At 52.7% G+C, this 20,926-nt stretch carries 17 protein-coding genes and 1 tRNA gene; 12 read left to right on the top strand and 6 right to left on the bottom strand.

Features of this window, described 5'->3' with window-relative positions:
- Positions 1-83 precede the first annotated feature (83 nt).
- Complete coding sequence (locus tag NNO04_RS12105) at positions 84-1,100, bottom strand: LacI family DNA-binding transcriptional regulator (protein ID WP_271444851.1); 1,017 nt, start codon at positions 1,098-1,100, stop codon at positions 84-86.
- A gap of 183 nt (positions 1,101-1,283) precedes the next feature.
- The gene (locus NNO04_RS12100; protein ID WP_162382626.1) at positions 1,284-1,946 is read right to left on the bottom strand and encodes an OmpA family lipoprotein; all 663 of its coding nucleotides are present in this window, start codon (positions 1,944-1,946) and stop codon (positions 1,284-1,286) included.
- Between the two features lie 157 nt (positions 1,947-2,103).
- Between NNO04_RS12100 and NNO04_RS12095 the strand changes: the two genes are divergently transcribed.
- Positions 2,104-4,437 (top strand): molybdopterin guanine dinucleotide-containing S/N-oxide reductase, encoded by a 2,334-nt coding sequence (locus NNO04_RS12095; protein WP_271444850.1) that lies wholly within the window; start codon positions 2,104-2,106, stop codon positions 4,435-4,437.
- Here the strand turns inward: NNO04_RS12095 and NNO04_RS12090 are convergent.
- Positions 4,406-4,846 carry an N-acetyltransferase gene (locus NNO04_RS12090; RefSeq protein WP_271444849.1) on the bottom strand — a complete coding sequence of 147 codons (441 nt, stop codon included), beginning with the start codon at positions 4,844-4,846 and terminating at the stop codon, positions 4,406-4,408. The two genes, NNO04_RS12095 and NNO04_RS12090, sit on opposite strands and share 32 nt — an antisense overlap.
- On the bottom strand, positions 4,824-5,405 hold the full coding sequence (gene tag, locus NNO04_RS12085; protein WP_271444848.1) for a DNA-3-methyladenine glycosylase I: 582 nt from the start codon (positions 5,403-5,405) through the stop codon (positions 4,824-4,826). Before tag ends, NNO04_RS12090 begins: the two co-directional genes overlap by 23 nt.
- 156 nt (positions 5,406-5,561) lie before the next feature.
- Between tag and NNO04_RS12080 the strand changes: the two genes are divergently transcribed.
- The 10 genes from NNO04_RS12080 to NNO04_RS12035 all read left to right on the top strand — a co-directional run bounded on the left by NNO04_RS12080 (position 5,562) and on the right by NNO04_RS12035 (position 17,692).
- Positions 5,562-6,266 (top strand): autotransporter outer membrane beta-barrel domain-containing protein, encoded by a 705-nt coding sequence (locus tag NNO04_RS12080; RefSeq protein WP_271444847.1) that lies wholly within the window; start codon positions 5,562-5,564, stop codon positions 6,264-6,266.
- Positions 6,267-6,518: 252 nt separating this feature from the next.
- Positions 6,519-7,721 (top strand): L-lactate MFS transporter, encoded by a 1,203-nt coding sequence (locus NNO04_RS12075; protein ID WP_271444846.1) that lies wholly within the window; start codon positions 6,519-6,521, stop codon positions 7,719-7,721.
- 276 nt (positions 7,722-7,997) lie between these two features.
- Positions 7,998-9,689: a kdo(2)-lipid A phosphoethanolamine 7''-transferase gene (gene eptB / locus NNO04_RS12070; protein WP_271444845.1), complete on the top strand. Its 1,692-nt coding sequence runs from the start codon at positions 7,998-8,000 to the stop codon at positions 9,687-9,689.
- Positions 9,690-9,780: 91 nt separating this feature from the next.
- Positions 9,781-9,857, top strand: a tRNA-Pro gene (locus NNO04_RS12065).
- A gap of 744 nt (positions 9,858-10,601) precedes the next feature.
- Positions 10,602-12,209, top strand: a complete 1,608-nt coding sequence (dppA, locus tag NNO04_RS12060; RefSeq protein WP_271444844.1) for a dipeptide ABC transporter periplasmic-binding protein DppA — start codon at positions 10,602-10,604, stop codon at positions 12,207-12,209.
- A 161-nt stretch (positions 12,210-12,370) separates the two neighbouring features.
- Complete coding sequence (gene dppB / locus NNO04_RS12055) at positions 12,371-13,390, top strand: dipeptide ABC transporter permease DppB (RefSeq protein WP_271444843.1); 1,020 nt, start codon at positions 12,371-12,373, stop codon at positions 13,388-13,390.
- Between the two features lie 9 nt (positions 13,391-13,399).
- Complete coding sequence (gene dppC / locus NNO04_RS12050; protein WP_271444842.1) at positions 13,400-14,302, top strand: dipeptide ABC transporter permease DppC; 903 nt, start codon at positions 13,400-13,402, stop codon at positions 14,300-14,302.
- Between the two features lie 10 nt (positions 14,303-14,312).
- A complete protein-coding gene (dppD, locus tag NNO04_RS12045; protein ID WP_271444841.1) occupies positions 14,313-15,296 on the top strand; it encodes a dipeptide ABC transporter ATP-binding protein in 984 nt (327 codons plus the stop codon).
- A complete protein-coding gene (gene dppF / locus NNO04_RS12040; protein ID WP_271444840.1) occupies positions 15,293-16,297 on the top strand; it encodes a dipeptide ABC transporter ATP-binding subunit DppF in 1,005 nt (334 codons plus the stop codon). The genes dppD and dppF overlap by 4 nt, the downstream gene beginning before the upstream one ends.
- 180 nt (positions 16,298-16,477) lie before the next feature.
- Positions 16,478-17,692: a sigma-54 interaction domain-containing protein gene (locus NNO04_RS12035; RefSeq protein WP_271444839.1), complete on the top strand. Its 1,215-nt coding sequence runs from the start codon at positions 16,478-16,480 to the stop codon at positions 17,690-17,692.
- Positions 17,693-17,734: 42 nt separating this feature from the next.
- Here the strand turns inward: NNO04_RS12035 and NNO04_RS12030 are convergent, their stop codons facing one another.
- Both NNO04_RS12030 and megL read right to left on the bottom strand, forming a co-directional pair.
- Positions 17,735-19,033 carry an aromatic amino acid transport family protein gene (locus tag NNO04_RS12030; protein WP_271444838.1) on the bottom strand — a complete coding sequence of 433 codons (1,299 nt, stop codon included), beginning with the start codon at positions 19,031-19,033 and terminating at the stop codon, positions 17,735-17,737.
- A gap of 129 nt (positions 19,034-19,162) precedes the next feature.
- A complete protein-coding gene (gene megL / locus NNO04_RS12025; protein ID WP_271444837.1) occupies positions 19,163-20,359 on the bottom strand; it encodes a methionine gamma-lyase in 1,197 nt (398 codons plus the stop codon).
- A 435-nt stretch (positions 20,360-20,794) separates the two neighbouring features.
- Between megL and NNO04_RS12020 the strand changes: the two genes are divergently transcribed.
- Positions 20,795-20,902, top strand: a complete 108-nt coding sequence (locus tag NNO04_RS12020) for a type I toxin-antitoxin system toxin Ldr family protein (protein WP_192614163.1) — start codon at positions 20,795-20,797, stop codon at positions 20,900-20,902.
- The last annotated feature ends 24 nt before the right edge of the window (positions 20,903-20,926 follow it).

The raw sequence follows: 20,926 nt of genomic DNA, 5'->3' as shown, positions 1-20,926 counted from the left end.
CGCTCTTTTTAATACGCTAGATGGAACCGGTTCCAAAGAAAAGTTCAGGATTGCGAAATTATGATCGGCATCACGAAGGTTAATTAACGGGCGGTGGAGCCGCGGACGATCAGCTCGCCAGAGAACACTTGCTCGTGGATAGCTCCCGTCCCGCCTTCAATCCGGCGCACCACCTGTTCAACAGCGGCAAAACCAATTTGCCAGGTCGGTTGTTTCAGGGTGGTGATGCCTACGCCTGCCAGCTCCGCCCACTCCAGCTCGTCAAAGCCGAGCAGACCGATGTCGCTGCCCCAGTTAAGGCCAATACGTTTGAGCGATCGGGCCACCTGCAACGTTAGCGCGCCATTGGCAGAGATAACGGCTTTACGCATACCCCGATGCTGCTGATGAAACTGGCGCAGGGTATTATCCAGTTGGCTATTTTCCGCCAACGGTACCTCGGCGTTTTCGGCAACCACGCCGGGATAGCGCGCCAGCGTCGCGTGGAAGGCGCTCAGACGTTCGCGGCGAGTGTTGACCATACCCAACGGTTCGCTGAGGAAGAGCAGCGCTTCAAAGCCCTGTTCTATGAGATGTTCGGTGGCGGTGGTCGCCGCTTGCGTGTTATCCAGTCCCACGACATCACAGGCGAAGTCGGGGATTTTTCGGTCGATGAGCACCATCGGGAGCGCGGATTGTTGCAGACGATTCAGCCCTTCTTCACGCATGCCGACCGCATTAACCACAATCCCTTCCACCTGATAGCTACGCAGAAGGTCAAGATAGTGCAATTCCTGATCCACTTCGTTATTGGTATTGCAGACCAGCGGGGTAAAGCCTTTTTCGCGGCATGCCGCTTCAATGCCGCTCAATACGTTCACAGAATAGGGGTTGGTAATGTCGGCGATGATCAGGCCAATCAGACGGGTACGGCCATGCTTCAGACCTCTGGCCATCAGGCTGGGGCGATAGTCGAGTTCAGCAATTGCTTCTTCAATGCGAGCCAGCAGCGCGTCGGACAGCAGATGCTTTTCGCCATTAAGATAACGCGAAATGCTGGTCTTACCCGTTTTTGCGGCTTTTGCTACGTCGCTGATGGTGGCCCGTGTTGATTTGCTCATCGCTGATTTCCCTGAATTTGGTGACAACACCTTATCGCGAAAATCAATGATGGCAAGTGCTTCATGCCGGATAAGAAGGTAGGCCGGATAAGGCGAAGCCGCCATCCGGCGATGTGCCCGGTGGCGCTGTCGCTTACCGGGCCTACGGGATGGATGCGGCCTGCCTCCATCCGGCAATAAGAATTACTGAATCGGGCTTAAGGTGATTTCGACGCGGCGGTTCTGCGCCTTGCCTTCTGCGGTGCTGTTGCTGGCAATTGGATTTGCCGGACCCATACCGCTGGTGCGGATGCGGTTCGCTTCAACACCCTGGGTGATCAGCGAACTGGCCACAGAGTCTGCGCGCTGTTGCGACAGACGCATGTTCAGATCCTGACTACCGGTGCTGTCGGTATAGCCAATGACGTTGACTGCCGTTTTATTGTACTCTTTCAGTACCATCGCGACGCCTGTCAGGGTATTTGCACCCGCAGGTTTCAGGGTGGCGCTGCTGCTGTCAAAGGTCACGTTGTTTGGCATGTTCAGAATGATGTTATCGCCACTACGCGTCACACTCACGCCTGTTCCTTGCATTTTCTCGCGCAGTTTTGCTTCTTGCGCGTCCATGTAGTAGCCAATACCGCCACCTAATGCAGCTCCCGCCGCTGCGCCAATCAGTGCGCCTTTACCGCGATCTTTCTTGGATGAGGAGAGTGCGCCGACGCCAGCGCCAACCAGCGTACCAATACCTGCGCCAATACCGGCTTTACCCGCTTCGCGCTCACCGGTGTAAGGGTTGGTTGTGCAGCCAGATACCGCCAGGGCGCCGCTCACGATGGCAGCAATCACAAATACACGTTTCTTCATCTTAATTCCTTAATGACTTTTTATTCTTTACCACAGCGACCGTGGCGATTGATTATGACGCGTGAACATGAAGAAAATTCCAGGGAAGACTCTGAAATTTGTAAGTAACATTGAACGTAATAATAAAAAAGCCGCCACACCTGCAGGAGCGCTTCACTTGTCCAACGCATCATCACGCTATTCAGTACTCACCGCTGCTCACTGGGGACCTCTTCTGGTCGAGACGGATGGTAACACCGTCTTTTCGTCCCGTGGAGCGTTACCTACGTCGCATCCTAACTCGCTGCAAACCGTTGTGCACGATCAGGTACACAGTAAAACCCGGGTCCGTTTCCCGATGGTGCGTAAAGGATTCCTCGCCTCGCCAGATTGCCCGCAGGGCGTGCGTGGACAGGATGAATTTGTCCGCGTGAGCTGGGATGAGGCGCTGGATCTGATTCACGCGCAGCACAAACGCATTCGCGAAAACTATGGCCCGGCGTCGATTTTCGCCGGTTCGTACGGTTGGCGCTCGAACGGTGTACTCCACAAAGCGGCGACGTTGTTGCAGCGGTATATGGCGCTTGCTGGCGGGTATACGGGGCACCTGGGCGATTATTCTACCGGCGCGGCGCAGGCCATTATGCCGTATGTGGTCGGTGGAAATGAGGTCTATCAGCAGCAAACCAGTTGGCCGATGGTTCTGGAGCACAGCGATGTGGTGGTGTTGTGGAGCGCTAACCCGCTAAATACGCTAAAAATTGCGTGGAATGCGTCAGATGAGCAGGGCATCGCCTATTTTGATGCGCTGCGTAAAAGCGGTAAGCGACTGATCTGTATCGATCCCATGCGATCGGAAAGTGTCGATTTCTTTGGCGAAAAAATGGAGTGGATCGCCCCGCATATGGGCACGGATGTCGCACTGATGCTGGGTATTGCGCATACGCTGGTCGAAAACGGCTGGCATGATGACGATTTTCTGGCGCGCTGCACGACCGGATATGAGAGGTTCGCTGATTACCTGCTGGGTGTGAGCGACGGTACCGCAAAGACGGCAGAGTGGGCTGCAGAAATTTGTGGCGTATCGGCAGCGAAAATTCGCGAACTGGCAGAAGTTTTTCATCAAAACACCACTATGTTGATGGCCGGATGGGGCATGCAGCGTCAGCAATTTGGCGAGCAAAAACACTGGATGATCGTCACGCTTGCCGCCATGCTTGGGCAGATTGGCACTCCCGGCGGCGGTTTTGGTCTTTCTTATCACTTTGCCAATGGCGGTAATCCGACGCGACGCGCTGCGGTACTGGCCTCCATGCAAGGGAGCCTCAAAGGCGGTACCGATGCGGTGGATAAAATTCCGGTCGCGCGCATCGTGGAAGCGCTCGAGAACCCCGGCGGGTTTTACCAGCATAACGGCATGGACCGTCACTTCCCGGACATCCGCTTTGTCTGGTGGGCGGGCGGGGCGAACTTTACCCATCACCAGGACACGAATCGCCTGATTCAGGCGTGGCAAAAACCGGAATTGGTGGTTATCTCGGAATGTTTCTGGACGGCGGCGGCAAAGCACGCGGATATTGTGTTGCCTGCCACCACCTCCTTTGAACGCAACGATTTAACCATGACCGGGGATTACAGCAACCAGCACCTGGTGCCCATGAAGCAGGTTGTGCCGCCGCGTGATGAAGCACGCAATGATTTTGATGTGTTTGCCGCGCTATGCGAACGCTGGGAAGCGGGCGGCTATGCGCGTTTCACTGAAGGGAAAAGCGAGCTGGAGTGGCTGGAGACGTTTTACAACATTGCCGGGAAACGCGGCGCCAGCCAGCAGGTGACGTTGCCCCCGTTTGCATCGTTCTGGGCGGAGAATTCCCTCATTGAAATGGCGGAACACCCGGCCAATGCGCAGTTTGTTCGCTTCGCCGATTTTCGTCGTGATCCACAGGCTTATCCACTAAAAACAGACAGCGGCAAAATCGAGATCTACTGTCAACGAATTGCCAATTACGGTTATGCCGATTGCCCAGGGCATCCGACGTGGCTGGCGCCAGACGAATGGCACGGCAACGCCGAAGCGGATCAGCTGCAGGTTTTGTCTGCGCATCCAGCGCATCGCTTACACAGCCAGCTCAACTACAGCTCATTGCGCGAGCAGTATGCGGTGGCCGGGCGTGAGCCGATCATCCTGCATCCACGGGATGCTCAGGCGCGGGGAATCGCCAATGGCGACACGGTGCGGGTCTGGAATCAGCGTGGACAAATTCTGGCGGGCGCAGTGGTGACGGAGGGAATTAAGCCTGGCGTTATGTGTATTCACGAGGGTGCGTGGCCAGACCTGGATTATACAGTGGGGGGGATGTGCAAAAACGGCGCGGTAAACGTGTTAACCAAAGATCTCCCCAGCTCGCGGCTGGGGAATGGTTGTGCAGGAAACACCGCACTGGCACGGGTGGAGAAGTACACCGGTCCGGCGTTAACGCTTACGGCGTTTGATCCGCCCGCCAACTCATAATCCAGGTCGGATGCTGGGTATCTTCCTGCCATGCGCTGTCTTCAATACGAAAACCCATCGCATGGTAGAAATTCACGGCAGACTGATTTTTCTGGTAGACCTCCAGACTGAGAACCGGAAAGCGCTGTTGAACGAACTGGACCAGCGCTTTACCGATCCCGCTTCTGATGGCTTCTGGCGCGACAAACAGCGCGCCCAGAAATCTCGCCTCCATGACGCTGACGAAACCTTTCAGAATGCCGTCTTCTTCCCATACCCAGGTTTGCGCAGCAGGCAAATAGACATCCCGCACAATCTGCTCGCTCTCATGCCAGTAGCGCTCCTCAATGAACGGGTGGGCGTAGAGGGTGCTCTTCATCCATAGCGCCAGTAGCGACGCCATATCGTTACTCTGAGATTCGCGAATCATGAGATTCTCCCGGATGGCAAAAACAGCCTGTCACATGGTCATTGACCAGTCCGCACGCCTGCATAAAGGAGTAGCAGATAGTGGTTCCGACAAACTTAAACCCACGTTTTTTTAACGCTTTAGAGAGCGCATCGGACGCGGGGGTAGATGTGGGGATCTCACTCAGCTCAGCGGCGCGCGTTACCTGTGGCGGGTTATCAACAAACGACCAGACAAAATCAGCAAACGGTTCACCGTTCTGCTCCATGGCAAGGTAAGCCCGGGCATTGCCGATAATGGCCTGAATTTTTCCACGATGGCGAATGATGCCAGCATCCTGGAGCAGGCGTTCGACGTCCTCTTCCTGCATGGCCGCTACGCGAACAGGGTCAAACTGATAAAAATTCGCGCGATAGTTCTCACGCTTTTTCAACACGGTTATCCAGGACAATCCGGCCTGTTGTCCTTCCAGGCAGATCATTTCGAACAGTTTTTTACCATTGGTTTCGGGGACGCCCCATTCCTTGTCGTGATAAGCAATGTAAAGGGGATCCTGACTGACCCAGCCGCAACGCTGCATATTCTTCCTCGCTTTTGACTACCGTAAATATTTCATTCGGCTCGCCTTGACGCGCCAGCTAAACAGGCAATATTTAATACAGGGCTACGTTGCCCGATACCCTTCGCACAATGACAATAATATCGCCGAATTCGGCTCTTCTCTGGAGTCGCGTTGATGATTATAAAAAAATGCAGTGGTCGCCGGGCGTTATGCGTGACGGCGAGCGTAATAGTCTGTTCGCTTTACATCAACACAGCTTATGCCTGGCAACAAGAATATATCGTTGATACCGTGTCGGGTCATACGACAGAACGCTATACATGGGATAGCGATCACCAACCAAGTTATAACGATATTCTGGCAGAACGTATTAGTGCTGCTCAGCATTCGCCTGGGCTGGAGGTCAGTCTGGCGGATGAATCTCCGATAGAGTCGACCAGCGGTATGAGCATGGGCTGGAATATTCCCGTCACGGAGCGGGTCACCACAGGGCCAGTTGCCGCCCTGCATTACGACGGTTCGACCACTACGGCGTACAACGAATTTGGCGACAGCGTGTCGACGCAAACGCTGACTGATCCCTTGTGGCACGCCAGTGTCAGTACGCTAGGCTGGCGAGTGAATTCGCAGTTTGGCGACGTGAGGCCCTGGGCGCAAATTAGCTACAACCAGCAATTTGGGGAAAATATCTGGAAAGCGCAATCGGGGTTAAGCCGTATGACAGCCGCAAGCCAGGAGAATAACTGGCTGGATGTGACCGTGGGTGCAGATATGTTACTGAACCCCCATATGGCGGCATATGCAGCGCTCTCGCAGGCGGAAAATAGCGCGAATACCAGTGACTATCTTTATACCATGGGGGTAAGCGCCAGATTTTGATCAATATAGATACGTAATTAAAACAATTTATTTACGTGCTGTATTCAATATTTACACCGTTCTCAGCGATAGTGTGTACTAACTGACTCAAAAAAATCAGCACATCGCTTATTTGTCTCGTCATTCATTCCGCAATCCAGGCATTTCATTCCGTTCTGATGGCATTTCATGCCGTTTTTTCCCTGCATAAAAAGCACTTCGTTATTGTGGTCAGCAGTGAATGACTCCATTTGTTTATGCAGGAAGACGGCCATGAAAAATTCTGATTATCAGCGCACCCGTTGGTTAACGCTTATCGGCACCATCATTACGCAATTTGCGTTAGGTTCTGTTTACACCTGGAGCCTGTTTAATGGCGCACTCTCTGAAAAACTGAATGCGCCTGTCAGCCAGGTTGCGTTTTCATTCGGTCTGCTGAGCCTGGGCCTGGCGATCTCTTCTTCCGTTGCCGGGAAGCTTCAGGAACGCTTCGGCGTGAAACGCGTCACGATGGCGTCCGGGATTATGCTGGGCGTGGGGTTCTTCCTGACCGCCCACTCTGACAACCTGATCATGCTGTGGCTGAGTGCCGGTGTGTTGGTTGGTCTGGCGGATGGCGCAGGGTACCTGTTAACCCTCTCCAACTGCGTGAAGTGGTTCCCGGAGCGTAAAGGTCTGATTTCTGCTTTTGCGATTGGTTCTTATGGTCTGGGCAGCCTGGGCTTCAAATTTATCGATAGCCATCTTCTGGCAAGCGTCGGTCTGGAAAAAACGTTCATGATTTGGGGCGCTATTGCGCTGGTGATGATTGTGTTTGGTGCTACGCTGATGAAAGACGCGCCGAATCAGGAAGTTAAAGCGAAAAATGGCGTAATGGAGAACGACTACACGCTGGCGGAATCCATGCGTAAACCTCAGTACTGGATGCTGGCAGTGATGTTCCTGACGGCGTGCATGAGCGGTTTGTATGTCATTGGTGTGGCGAAAGATATTGCTCAGGGTCTGGTGCATATGGACGTTGCGACGGCGGCAAATGCAGTGACCGTCATCTCTATCGCCAACCTGTCTGGTCGTCTGGTGCTGGGTATCCTGTCTGACAAAATGTCCCGTATCCGGGTGATCACGATCGGTCAGGTCATTTCACTGGTGGGTATGGCGGCCCTGCTTTTCGCCCCGCTGAATGAGGTGACGTTCTTTGCGGCCATCGCCTGTGTTGCTTTCAACTTTGGCGGCACGATCACCGTGTACCCATCGCTGGTCAGCGAGTTCTTCGGCCTGAACAATCTGGCGAAAAACTACGGTGTCATTTACCTTGGCTTTGGTATCGGCAGTATTTGCGGTTCGCTGATTGCGTCCCTGTTCGGTGGGTTCTACATCACCTTCTGCGTTATCTTCGCATTGTTGATTATCTCTCTGGCGCTCTCCACGACGATTCGCCAGCCGAAACAAGAAAGACTCGAAGCGGTGCATGCGTAACTCTCACACCTGATAAACATGTTGAAAAAGGCCAGTGTAATCGCTGGCCTTTTCGTATTTCCTGTCTGTTGTCACTGATAATTTGTGCATTGATTCTTGCATTTTTGTAAATCTATGCTCTGATCACACACTTTGTAGACACTTTTTCCGCTTCTTGTGGTCTACTTAGCCGCGCTTGTAGAATTCCCTTAAACGACTACTTCCGCATGTTCACCTGTCCGGTCTGTTTGACTGTTGCGCAGGAAGTTTTAATCCCGACTCCCAGGGTTTGTTTGCATGAGATACATTAAGTCGATAACGCAGCAAAGGCTCAGTTTCTTGCTCGCGCTATATATCGGTCTGTTTATGAATTGTGCCGTATTTTACCGTCGCTTCGGTAGCTACGCCCAAGAATTTACCGTCTGGAAAGGACTCTCTGCGGCTGTCGAGTTGGCGGGTACTGTTCTCATCACGTTCTTTTTGTTACGCCTTCTCTCGCTGTTTGGCCGACGAGCCTGGCGTGTACTCACCACGTTGATCGTGCTCTTTTCCGCCGGCGCCAGTTATTACATGACCTTCCTGAATGTGGTCATCGGCTACGGCATTGTGGCTTCTGTCATGACCACCGATATTGATTTATCGAAAGAGGTTGTGGGGCTGCATTTCATTTTGTGGTTAGTGGCGGTGAGCATCCTGCCGCTGTTTTTTATCTGGAGCAACCGCTGCCGCTACACGCTACTGCGCCAGTTGCGCACGCCAGGTCTGCGCGTTCGCAGCGTGGCCGTTGTTGTGCTTTCCGGGCTGATGGTCTGGGCGCCAATTCGTTTGCTTGATGTACAGCAGAAGAAAGTTGAGCGGGCGACGGGGGTCGATTTACCCAGCTATGGCGGCGTGGTGGCAAACTCTTACCTGCCCTCCAACTGGCTATCCGCGTTGGGTTTGTACGCCTGGGCGCAGGTGGATGAATCTTCCGATAATAAGTCGTTAATGAACCCAGCCAGGAAATTCACCTATGTTGCGCCAAAAGACATTGATGACACGTATGTGGTGTTCATCATTGGCGAAACGACGCGCTGGGATCACATGGGTATTTTCGGCTATGAGCGAAATACCACGCCGAAGCTGGCTCAGGAGAAAAACCTGGCGGCATTCCGTGGTTACTCATGCGACACCGCGACGAAACTCTCCCTGCGTTGTATGTTCGTGCGTCAGGGTGGGGCGGAAGAAAACCCGCAACGTACGCTGAAAGAGCAGAACGTTTTTGCGGTGCTTAAGCAGTTAGGATTCAGCTCAGATCTGTATGCGATGCAGAGCGAGATGTGGTTCTACAGCAACACGATGGCCGATAATATCGCCTATCGTGAGCAGATTGGCGCCGAGCCGCGCAACCGTGGCAAGACGGTCGATGACATGCTGTTGGTGGAGGAAATGCAGCAGTCATTAAAGCGTAATACTGACGGCAAGCATTTGATTATTCTGCATACCAAAGGGTCGCACTTTAACTACACCCAGCGCTATCCGCGTAGCTATGCGCAATGGACTCCGGAGTGTGTTGGGGTGGATAACGGCTGTACCCGAGCCCAGATGATCAACTCTTACGATAACTCGGTGACTTACGTCGACCATTTTATTACCAGCGTTTTTGACCAGTTGCGCGATAAGAAAGCCATTGTGTTCTACGCTGCGGATCATGGCGAGTCGATAAATGAGCGTGAGCATCTGCACGGTACGCCGCGTAATATGGCGCCGCCAGAGCAGTTCCGCGTACCCATGTTGGTCTGGATGTCTGACAAGTATCTTGAGAATCCGCAACATGCGCAGATGTTTGCTCAACTGAAGCAGGAAGCCGAAATGAAGGTGCCGCGTCGTCATGTTGAACTCTACGACACCATTATGGGTTGCCTCGGTTTTACCTCGCCAGATGGCGGAATTAATGAGAACAGTAACTGGTGCCGTATTCCTGAAGCGGGGAAAGCTGCAGCTAACTAATCGCGCTGCTGACTTTCTCGCCGATTAGAAGACATTTTAATACTAAGGGATTGACGGGCGCGCACCCCAGCAGTAATATGCGCCCCGCATTCGGTGATTGGCGCAGCCTGGTAGCGCACTTCGTTCGGGACGAAGGGGTCGGAGGTTCGAATCCTCTATCACCGACCAAATTCGAAAAGCCTGCTCTTGAGCAGGCTTTTTTGCATCTGTAGGCCTGATAAGCGAAGCGCCATCAGGCAAAAACACCACACCATGCCCGGCATTGCCGGATGGCGGCGCAAGCGCCTTATCCGGCCTACGGGCGAAGCGCCATCAGGCAATTTAGTGCATCGAATCCTACCAGTGACTGATCCGCACTATTGCGGCAAAAATGCGCCCCACTTCTCTCTGTGTGTTAACGATTTTGTGACATATTCCATTGCCTTTTTTGATATTTGTTTGAATCTTTTTTTGCGTTACTTATGGTTGAACCCAGCATTTTCCGCTGTGCGCTTTAACGTTCATGATATTAATCGCTCAGATATGCAGCATCTCGTCAGAAATTTTTCATAATATGCACAAACGTTAACCACCAAATGTTGCTAACTATGAAGAGATTAATTCTGGTGTTGTACGCGTAGCACAAATTTCTCTGCTGAAAATAGTGGTCTGAAGTTTTTTTAATCTTTGTTTGTGAATTCTCACCGTTGCTGTAAATCGCGGTTACCTGTATTGACGTTTTCACATTCTGTTGACAGATTGTAGGGCATGAGGGGCATTTCATGGAGAATCCGCACTGCAACTCAGTCGTTTATGTGAACGGAATCCCCATCCTCTTAACGCCGACCCGGCCGGGTAAAAAACAAAAAAGGCCAGGCGGTGCAGCCCACTGCAAAGGGTAAAACAACAAAACATCACAATTGGAGCAGAAGAATGAGTATTTCCTTGAAGAAGTCAGGGATGCTGAAGCTTGGTCTGAGCCTTGTGGCTATGACTGTCGCAGCAAGTGTACAGGCTAAAACTCTGGTTTATTGTTCAGAAGGTTCTCCTGAAGGGTTCAACCCACAGTTGTTCACCTCTGGTACAACCTATGACGCCAGCTCAGTACCTATCTATAACCGTCTGGTGGAATTTAAAACCGGTACTACCGAAGTCATTCCTGGCCTCGCTGAGAAGTGGGAAATCAGTGAAGACGGTAAAACCTATACTTTCCATTTACGCAAAGGCGTGAAGTGGCAGGACAACAAAGAATTTAAACCGACGCGTGATTTTAATGCAGACGACGTCGTGTTCTCCTTCGATCGCCAGAAAAATGCGCAAAACCCGTACCACAAAGTCTCTGGCGGCAGCTATGAATACTTTGAAGGGATGGGGCTGCCTGACCTGATTAGCGAAGTGAAGAAAGTCGACGACAGCACCGTTCAGTTCGTGCTGACGCGTCCGGAAGCGCCGTTCCTTGCTGACCTGGCAATGGACTTCGCCTCTATTCTTTCCAAAGAATATGCAGACAACATGCTGAAAGCCGGTTCGCCGGAAAAAGTCGACCTGAACCCAATCGGTACCGGTCCGTTCCAGCTGCTGCAGTACCAGAAAGACTCCCGTATTCTCTATAAAGCGTTCCCGGGCTACTGGGGCACCAAGCCGCAGATCGATCGTCTGGTCTTCTCCATTACGCCTGATGCCTCTGTGCGTTACGCCAAACTGCAGAAGAACGAGTGCCAGGTGATGCCGTACCCGAATCCGGCAGACATCGCGCGCATGAAGCAGGACAAAAACATCAACCTGATGGAGCAGGCAGGTTTGAACGTCGGTTATCTCTCCTTCAACACCGAGAAGAAACCGTTTGATGACGTGAAAGTGCGTCAGGCGCTGACTTACGCGGTGAACAAAGAAGCGATTATCAAAGCGGTTTACCAGGGCGCTGGCGTGGCGGCAAAGAACCTGATCCCGCCAACCATGTGGGGCTATAACGACGACGTTAAAGACTACACCTACGATCCTGAGAAAGCGAAAGCGCTGCTGAAAGAAGCAGGCCAGGATAAAGGCTTTACCGTTGAGCTGTGGGCGATGCCAGTACAGCGTCCGTACAACCCGAATGCACGCCGTATGGCGGAAATGGTTCAGGCTGACTGGGCTAAGATCGGCGTTCAGGCCAAGATTGTGACCTACGAGTGGGGCGAGTATCTGAAACGCGCCAAAGCGGGTGAGCATCAGGCTGTGATGATGGGCTGGACCGGCGACAACGGGGATCCGGATAACTTCTTCGCCACCCTGTTCAGCTGCGCTGCGGCGAAAGACGGTTCTAACTACTCTCGCTGGTGCTACAAGCCGTTTGAAGACCTGATTCAGCCGGCACGCGCGACTGACGACCATAACAAGCGTATTGAGCTCTACAAACAAGCTCAGGTAGTGATGCACGATCAAGCCCCGGCTCTGATTGTTGCTCACTCCACCGTGTACGAGCCAGTGCGTAAAGAAGTCAAAGGCTATGTGGTTGATCCATTAGGCAAACACCACTTCGAAAACGTCTCTGTCGAATAATTAAAAGCAACGCCGGGAGGCGCTACGCACCGTTAAGTCGGTCCGCGTACCGCCCCTGGCAGTAATGCTTTATCTCCTTCTCGCGTGAGGGGGAGATAAGATTTGTGAGCAATACAGACGCACTGTCACCAGGCGGCGCGTCATTAGAGAGAATCCGGGTTATGTTGCAGTTCATTCTCCGACGTTTGGGACTCGTCATCCCCACGTTTATCGGTATCACTCTTCTCACCTTTGCCTTCGTTCATATGATCCCTGGCGATCCGGTGATGATCATGGCGGGTGAGCGTGGTATCTCCCCTGAGCGTCACGCTCAATTGCTGGCAGAACTCGGTCTGGATAAACCGATGTGGCAGCAGTACCTCCATTACATCTGGGGGGTTATGCATGGTGATTTAGGCATCTCGCTGAAAAGCCGCTTACCGGTGTGGGAGGAGTTCGTCCCTCGCTTTAAAGCGACGCTGGAACTGGGTGTTTGCGCCATGATTTTCGCTACCGCGGTCGGGATTCCGGTCGGGGTGCTCGCCGCCGTCAAGCGCGGTTCCATTTTCGATCACACCGCCGTTGGCCTGGCGCTGACCGGTTACTCCATGCCTATCTTCTGGTGGGGCATGATGTTGATTATGTTGGTCTCCGTTCAACTGAACCTGACCCCGGTTTCCGGGCGGGTGAGCGATATGGTGTTCCTTGATGACACCAACCCGCTAACGGGCTTTATGCTAATCGATACCGCTATCTGGGGTGAAGAGGGCAATTTTATTGATGCGCTGGCGCATATGATCCTGCCTGCCATGGTGCTCGGCACCATCCCGCTGGCGGTGATTGTGCGTATGACGCGTTCCTCGATGCTGGAAGTGCTGGGTGAGGATTACATCCGTACCGCTCGCGCCAAGGGGCTCACCAGGATGCGTGTGATCATTATTCACGCCCTGCGTAACGCAATGCTGCCTGTCGTGACGGTGATTGGTTTACAGGTGGGGACGCTGCTGGCAGGGGCGATTCTGACTGAAACCATCTTCTCGTGGCCTGGACTTGGGCGCTGGCTGATTGATGCGCTGCAACGTCGCGATTATCCGGTAGTCCAGGGCGGAGTATTGCTGGTGGCGACGATGATTATTCTCGTCAACCTGCTGGTCGATCTGCTGTACGGCGTGGTGAACCCGCGTATTCGTCATAAGAAGTAAGGGGCCATCATGTCACAGGTTACTGAAAATAAAGTTATGACTGCACCGGTGCCAATGACCCCGATGCAGGAGTTCTGGCACTATTTTAAACGCAACAAGGGTGCCGTTGTGGGTCTGGTGTATGTCGTCATCATGATCCTGATTGCGGCCTTTGCAAACTTTATCTCCCCCTATAATCCGGCAGATCAGTTCCGTGATGTGCTGCTGGCGCCGCCGGCATGGCAGGAAGGCGGCACGATGGCGCACCTGCTGGGGACCGACGATGTGGGCCGTGATGTACTGTCGCGTCTGATGTACGGCGCGCGTTTATCGCTGCTGGTCGGCTGTCTGGTGGTGGTGCTGTCGCTGATCATGGGCGTGGTGCTGGGACTGGTGGCCGGTTACTTCGGCGGTATCGTCGATAACATCATTATGCGTGTGGTCGATATCATGCTGGCGCTCCCGAGCCTGCTGCTCGCGTTGGTGCTGGTGGCGGTATTCGGTCCTTCGATTGGCAACGCCGCACTGGCGCTGACATTCGTGGCGCTACCGCACTACGTTCGTTTAACGCGCGCTGCGGTGCTGGTCGAGGTAAACCGCGATTATGTTACCGCTTCCCGTGTGGCGGGCGCTGGCGCGATGCGTCAGATGTTCGTCAATATTTTCCCTAACTGCCTTGCGCCGCTGATTGTTCAGGCGTCGCTCGGTTTTTCTAACGCCATTCTCGATATGGCCGCCCTTGGCTTCCTGGGTATGGGCGCGCAGCCGCCGACGCCGGAGTGGGGCACCATGCTCTCCGACGTGTTGCAGTTTGCGCAAAGTGCCTGGTGGGTCGTGACCTTCCCGGGTCTGGCGATCCTGCTGACGGTGCTGGCATTTAACCTGATGGGTGACGGTCTGCGTGACGCGCTCGATCCCAAACTGAAGCAGTAAGAGGTTCGAGATGGCGTTATTAAATGTAGACAAATTATCGGTGCACTTCGGTGATGAAGGTACCCCGTTTCGCGCCGTAGACCGTATCAGCTATAGCGTAAATCAGGGGGAAGTGGTCGGTATTGTGGGCGAGTCCGGTTCGGGTAAATCGGTCAGTTCGCTGGCGATCATGGGGCTGATTGATTATCCCGGTCGCGTGATGGCGGAAAAGCTGGAGTTTAACGGTCAGGATCTGAAGCGTATCTCCGAAAAAGAGCGACGCAACCTGGTCGGCGCCGAAGTGGCGATGATTTTCCAGGACCCGATGACCAGCCTTAACCCTTGTTATACCGTGGGTTTCCAGATAATGGAAGCCATCAAGGTGCATCAGGGCGGCAACAAGAAAACCCGCCTTCAGCGGGCGATCGATCTGTTAAACCTGGTCGGTATTCCCGACGCGGCCTCGCGCCTGGACGTCTATCCGCACCAGTTGTCCGGTGGGATGAGCCAGCGAGTGATGATTGCGATGGCCATTGCCTGTCGGCCGAAGCTGCTGATTGCCGATGAACCGACCACCGCGCTGGATGTGACTATCCAGGCGCAAATCATCGAATTGCTGCTGGAATTGCAGCAGAAAGAGAATATGGCGCTGGTGCTGATTACCCATGACCTCGCGCTGGTGGCGGAAGCTGCGCACAAAATCATTGTGATGTATGCCGGTCAGGTGGTGGAAACGGGGAATGCGCATGATATCTTCCACGCCCCGCGTCATCCGTATACTCAGGCGTTGCTTCGCGCACTGCCTGAATTTGCGCAGGACAAGGCGCGCCTGGCCTCACTGCCTGGCGTGGTGCCGGGGAAATATGACCGCCCGAACGGCTGTCTGCTGAATCCTCGCTGCCCGTATGCGACGGACAAATGCCGTGGCGAAGAGCCGGAACTGATGCAACTGGGTGAAGGTCGCCAGTCGAAATGCCACTACCCACTCGATGATGCCGGGAGGCCAACACTATGAGTACGCACGAGGCCACCTCGCAACAACCGCTGTTGCAGGCTATCGATCTGAAGAAATACTATCCGGTGAAGAAGGGGCTGTTTGCCCCTGAACGACTGGTAAAAGCGCTGGATGGCGTTTCGTTTACCCTGGAGCGCGGTAAAACTCTGGCAGTGGTGGGGGAATCAGGTTGTGGGAAATCCACGCTCGGTCGTCTGTTGACGATGATTGAAACCCCGACCGGTGGTGAGCTGTACTATCAGGGGCAAGATCTGCTTAAACACGATCCGCAGGCGCAGAAACTGCGTCGGCAGAAAATCCAGATTGTGTTCCAGAACCCGTACGGTTCTCTGAACCCGCGTAAAAAGGTGGGACAGATTCTGGAAGAGCCGCTGCTGATCAACACCTCGCTCAGCAAAGAGCAGCGCCGCGAAAAAGCGCTGGCGATGATGGCGAAAGTCGGTCTAAAAACCGAACATTATGATCGCTATCCGCACATGTTTTCCGGCGGTCAGCGTCAGCGTATCGCTATCGCCCGTGGTCTGATGCTCGACCCGGATGTGGTGATTGCCGACGAACCCGTCTCGGCGCTGGACGTTTCCGTGCGCGCGCAGGTGCTGAACCTGATGATGGATTTGCAGCAGGATTTGGGGCTCTCTTACGTCTTTATCTCGCACGACCTGTCGGTGGTGGAACACATTGCTGATGAAGTGATGGTGATGTATTTAGGCCGCTGCGTGGAGAAAGGGACGAAAGACCAGATCTTCAGTAATCCACGCCATCCGTATACGCAGGCTCTGCTTTCAGCCACGCCGCGTCTGAACCCGGACGATCGCCGCGAGCGCATCAAACTGACCGGCGAGCTGCCAAGCCCGCTGAATCCGCCGCCGGGGTGCGCCTTTAATGCGCGTTGCCGTCGCCGCTTTGGTCCCTGCACTCAGTTGCAGCCGCAGCTTAAAGACTACCGTGGCCAGCTGGTGGCCTGCTTCGCTGTTGATCAGGATGAAAATCCACAGCAATAACTGCCGGTAATCCCCTCATAACCGGAGCCTTGTGCTCCGGTTTTTTTATATTTTATTTTTGAGTCCGCAATGTGAGTCCATTGGCAGAAGATTATTCCGCATAGGTTAGAATGTATGCAGATGTCGTAACGTCACAGAATTATCGGTTAAATCGCAGTTGCTAAATGAAATGGAGCAAACGTGGTCACGATACGCTGGGATATCAGAACAATTGATCGCCTGTCCATGGTTGAGGATGTCCTCAAGGAGTTTTCCTGCTGCGACATTAATATTATTTCGATGAAAGTCACGCCCGGCAGGATCCTGATTAAATCCTGGAGTCGCCACGTGCAGGATATTTCCAGTGTGCAGAACCGGTTATGCCAGCGCCCCGATATTGTTAATGTTGCCTGGCTTTCCGAAGATATGACCGGGCAATCTTCGTCAGAACTGGCCCGCCCGCGTTATTTTTCCGATATTATTTGCAGCAGCCCGGGCATGCAGTCGCTGATTGAAAAAGCGATAAAAATTGCCGACAGCAAATATACGGTGTTGATCCGTGGTGAAACCGGAACCGGTAAGGAACTTCTGGCGCGCGCCATTCATAATTCCGGGCAACGTCGTTTTTATCCTTTTATCCCCGTGAACTGCTCCGCACTTCCTGAAACGTTGATGGAGAGTGAATTTTTCGGCTATGAAAAAGGGGCGTTCAGCGGTGCAGACAGCAAAGGGAAAAAAGGGCTCTTTGAGATAGCGGATCACGGTACGCTTTTTCTGGATGAGTTTGGCGAAATGCCGCTGAATCTCCAGGCTAAATTACTGCGTGTGTTGCAGGATGGTGGCATTCGGCGGGTCGGTGGTTCACACATTATCCCGGTTAATGCACGTATTATTGTCGCCACCAACGCTAACCTGGAAGAGATGGTCGAACGGTGTCAACTGCGCGCCGATCTTTACTATCGCATTAATGTCCTTTCGCTGACTATCCCTCCGCTTCGTGAGCGGCCGGAGGATATCGCCTTGCTGATCCGCCACTTTGTCCATAAATACGCTAAGGAATTTCAGCGGAGGATTATTCTGGATAGAGCCTGTTTTTCATTTTTACTTCGTCATCGCTGGCCGGGTAATGTCAGAGAGGTGGAAAATGCCATCATCCGGCTAATGCTAATGTCTGAGTGTGATGTGATAACGATGGAAGATTTACGCTTAGTGAACCTACCCGTTGAAGAAAGCCCAAATATAACGCAGGGAACGGCATTCCCGTTTAAAGAACAGGTTCAGCATGCAGAGCGCAAAATCATTGAGCAGATGGTCGGTGAGAACGTATCGTCACGGGATATTGCAAAAGCGCTTGGCGTCTCGCATACCACGGTGCTGAATAAGATCCGGAGTTATCAACTCGAGGATGTCAATTAAGCGCCGCCGCTTGCAGGAGCCACTGACGGCGCTTACCTTGCATTATTCAATCAGCTTCAATAGCGGTGAAAAGCACAGCAGGATCCCGTACAGCAAAATCAGCCAGGTTCGCAGACCGCGCAGTTTTTCCAGTTGTTTGACTTTATAGATCAGGAAGAAAGGAATGATACAGGAAACAATACCATAGAGCGGACTACCCAACTGGAAGAAAATAAGTACGGAGACGCGGAAAGAGACCCAAATAACCAGCGTAATGACGATAAAGGTACAAATTCCGAGGGTAAGCGCCAGCGGGCTAATTTTCTCAACATTAATTACGCGACTAAGTAAATTAAGAATAATACCTTTGATCGCTTCATGGAAACCGAGATAAATACCGAAAAAGGCCGTCAGCACCGCGAAGATATTTAATATCGTCGATGTGATGTGAATAATTTGCCCCGGAATTACCTGCGCCGCTAATGCCAGAGCGGAGATATTTTGTTCAAAAGCGGAAACGGCTTCTTCATGGCTAATCGAAAACGTAAACGAGAAGGAGAAGAATAAAATAACCGCAATCAGAGTGATGTAGCTAATACGGTGGGTACGGATCGCCATTCGGGTTGCCAGTACCCTGTCGGTTTCTCGTTTTCGGTAGGCGATATTCATTGGGTTTAGCACCTGAATAAACACCGCAGAGAAAAAGCAAAAAGGGACCGTCAGCAAAACATCGCGGAAGAAGACTGACGCCTGTGGAAATGCCGTTATGTTACTGAAATTCCAGTGTGGGATCATGGCGAAACCAAACACGATAATGATGCCAACTTTCACTACCACCATCGGTCCTGAGATTTTAAACAGTAACTTTTCACCGCCAGATGCAATGGCGACAAGGAGGGAAAAAATTGCCACTTTGTAGAGGATGGATTGCGAGAGGTCTGCATCTGTCAGACCAAATGTTTTAATATACGATGCACTGTCAAATACAACGGATAACGAGTAAATAAAGATACCGTGGATAATCATCAGGAAGTAAATTACCCCCAGAAACACTCCCCAGTTTTTACCCAGATAGTGGCTAATTATATCGGTATAATCGTTACAGGTTTCACTTTCAGATAATGTCTTTAAATAAATATCCTGAACAATATAGGTTGCAGGATAGGCAATAATAAAAGCGACGATAAATACCCATATTCCGGTCAGACCGATTTGTACGGGCATTAATACGGTTCCTGCGCCAATCGCCATACCGATGCATAATAACACCCAGCCAAAATCATATTTTGTAAACGGTAATTTTTTTGAGGATGACGTAGTGGTTATTTTATTGTTACTTAATTGTATTGTGTTGTCCTGCATAGAGCCCCCTGCCCAAAATACACATCATCCTCCGGGGTGCTTAATGGCGAAGGATGAGGCGTATAGCCAGGCTGTTTGTGCCTTGATTTCATCCCCCTGGACCGGTGATGTCGGCCCAGGGCGTCATGGTCAGAAGGTTGCCTTTCTGATAGCGTTTTCAAGGTCGTTAATAATATCTTCTGGATCTTCAAGACCCACAGAAAGACGGATAAGTCCGTCGGTAATACCTGCTTTTAGCCGCTCCTCTGGTGCAACAGGCGAATGTGTCATAGACGCAGGATGCTGAATGAGGGTTTCGGTATCACCGAGACTGACCGCGAGGAGGCACAATTCTACAGAATTGATCATTCGTCTGCCAGCCTCGAGTCCGCCTGCAATTTCAAAGCTGATAATGCCGCCTGGCAGGCGCATTTGCCGTTTGCCAAGCTCGTACTGCGGGTGTGATGGTAACCCAGGGTAGTAAACACGGGTAATTGCCGGGTGATTTTCCAGAAAACGGGCGATTTTCAGCGCGTTTTCACAGTGGCGTTCCATGCGGATGCCCAACGTTTTAATACCGCGTAGCGTCAGCCAGGCGTTGAAGGGACTCATACAGCCGCCGGTGATGTCTTTAAGACCCACAAAACGGGCCTGATCGATAAACTCCTGCTTGCCGACAATGACACCGCCAATCACGTCTCCGTGACCGTTAATGTATTTCGTGACGCTGTGTACCACGATGTCCGCGCCCAATTGCAACGGTTGCTGGCAATACGGTGACATGAATGTATTGTCGACGACCAGCAGCGCGCCATGCTGATGCGCAATCCCGGCTGCCGTTTCAATATCAACCAGCGAGAGTGTCGGGTTCGCGGGTGTTTCGATATAGATAACCCGGGTTTCCGGGCGTATCGCCGCACGAATTTCTTCAGGCCTGGCGGCATCGACAAAACTCACATTGATGCCAAACTTCGGCATGCTGTGTGACAAAAAGGCGTGGGTACAGCCATAAATCGCGCTGGCGGAAACGATATGGTCACCTTGCTGGCACAGTGTAAGCAGCGTGGTGGTGATGGCTGAAATACCCGAGGCCGTCGCCAACGCCGCTTCGCCTCTTTCGAGCACCGCCAGTTTTTGCTCCAGCGCATCGGTTGTGGGGTTGCCAAGGCGGGTGTAAATGTACCCGGACTCTTCGAGAGCAAAGCGGGCGGCGCCTTGCTCGGCACTGTCAAAAACAAATGTTGAGGTCTGGAAAATAGGTGTACTGAGCGCACCTGTGGAAGGATCGGGTTGTTGCCCCGCGTGAACGATCTGGGTGTTGAATCCGTAAGTACGACAGTCAGTCATGATATCTCCTTTGATTCGAAACAGAACAGCTCATACTCATATAGCAATCGCTGTGCCATGAAAGGAGTTCTTTAATATCAGTGCATTAGTCTGTTTTATATCGGGGCGGGTGTCAGGAAAGTTGCCAACTGGCAAGAATCTTTCCAGCGGCGGAGTGGCCGATCGGCATGAACATTCTGTATATGCGAAGCGTCACGCAGTGTGGGGAGTGCGGGATGATAAGCGCTGAGGGTTGCCGTAGAATCCGCGATAAGCCGGGTTTCCCCGGTGAGGCGCAATGTTGCGGGGGCTTGATCCCCGGCGGCATCGGTTGCTGGAAAGAGAAAACCCCCGCACGTTGTTCGGTATAAACCTGGCAACAAAACGGGGGCTGACTTGAACCTGAACAACTCAAGGATAGCCGTGAACAGTTGCCATTGCAACACAGGCGGCTCTATGACGCTCATGCAGCTGGGCACTGCCTTCTGGCACGATCTGGCGGCTCCGATCATTGCTGGCATTATTGTCAGCCTGATTGTGAACTGGCTACGTCACCGGAAGTAATGTGCCTTGTGGGCGTCTGCCTGC

This window comes from Citrobacter sp. Awk 4 (assembly GCF_028069725.1).
Classification (GTDB): Bacteria; Pseudomonadota; Gammaproteobacteria; order Enterobacterales; family Enterobacteriaceae; genus Citrobacter_D.
Note: the sequence above shows the minus strand (reverse complement) of the source record. Positions and strands in the feature narration are given on the sequence as shown.

What these genes read in the sequence shown, in the direction of transcription:
- eptB (WP_271444845.1), top strand. Translation starts at nt 7,998, where the DNA reads ATGAGATACATTAAGTCGATAACGCAGCAAAGGCTCAGTTTCTTGCTC.
- dppB (WP_271444843.1), top strand. Translation starts at nt 12,371, where the DNA reads ATGTTGCAGTTCATTCTCCGACGTTTGGGACTCGTCATCCCCACGTTT.
- dppC (WP_271444842.1), top strand. Translation starts at nt 13,400, where the DNA reads ATGTCACAGGTTACTGAAAATAAAGTTATGACTGCACCGGTGCCAATG.
- NNO04_RS12080 (WP_271444847.1), top strand. Translation starts at nt 5,562, where the DNA reads ATGATTATAAAAAAATGCAGTGGTCGCCGGGCGTTATGCGTGACGGCG.
- megL (WP_271444837.1), bottom strand. Translation starts at nt 20,359, where the DNA reads ATGACTGACTGTCGTACTTACGGATTCAACACCCAGATCGTTCACGCG.
- NNO04_RS12020 (WP_192614163.1), top strand. Translation starts at nt 20,795, where the DNA reads ATGACGCTCATGCAGCTGGGCACTGCCTTCTGGCACGATCTGGCGGCT.
- NNO04_RS12105 (WP_271444851.1), bottom strand. Translation starts at nt 1,100, where the DNA reads ATGAGCAAATCAACACGGGCCACCATCAGCGACGTAGCAAAAGCCGCA.
- NNO04_RS12075 (WP_271444846.1), top strand. Translation starts at nt 6,519, where the DNA reads ATGAAAAATTCTGATTATCAGCGCACCCGTTGGTTAACGCTTATCGGC.
- NNO04_RS12100 (WP_162382626.1), bottom strand. Translation starts at nt 1,946, where the DNA reads ATGAAGAAACGTGTATTTGTGATTGCTGCCATCGTGAGCGGCGCCCTG.
- tag (WP_271444848.1), bottom strand. Translation starts at nt 5,405, where the DNA reads ATGCAGCGTTGCGGCTGGGTCAGTCAGGATCCCCTTTACATTGCTTAT.
- dppA (WP_271444844.1), top strand. Translation starts at nt 10,602, where the DNA reads ATGAGTATTTCCTTGAAGAAGTCAGGGATGCTGAAGCTTGGTCTGAGC.
- NNO04_RS12090 (WP_271444849.1), bottom strand. Translation starts at nt 4,846, where the DNA reads ATGATTCGCGAATCTCAGAGTAACGATATGGCGTCGCTACTGGCGCTA.
- dppD (WP_271444841.1), top strand. Translation starts at nt 14,313, where the DNA reads ATGGCGTTATTAAATGTAGACAAATTATCGGTGCACTTCGGTGATGAA.
- NNO04_RS12030 (WP_271444838.1), bottom strand. Translation starts at nt 19,033, where the DNA reads ATGCAGGACAACACAATACAATTAAGTAACAATAAAATAACCACTACG.
- dppF (WP_271444840.1), top strand. Translation starts at nt 15,293, where the DNA reads ATGAGTACGCACGAGGCCACCTCGCAACAACCGCTGTTGCAGGCTATC.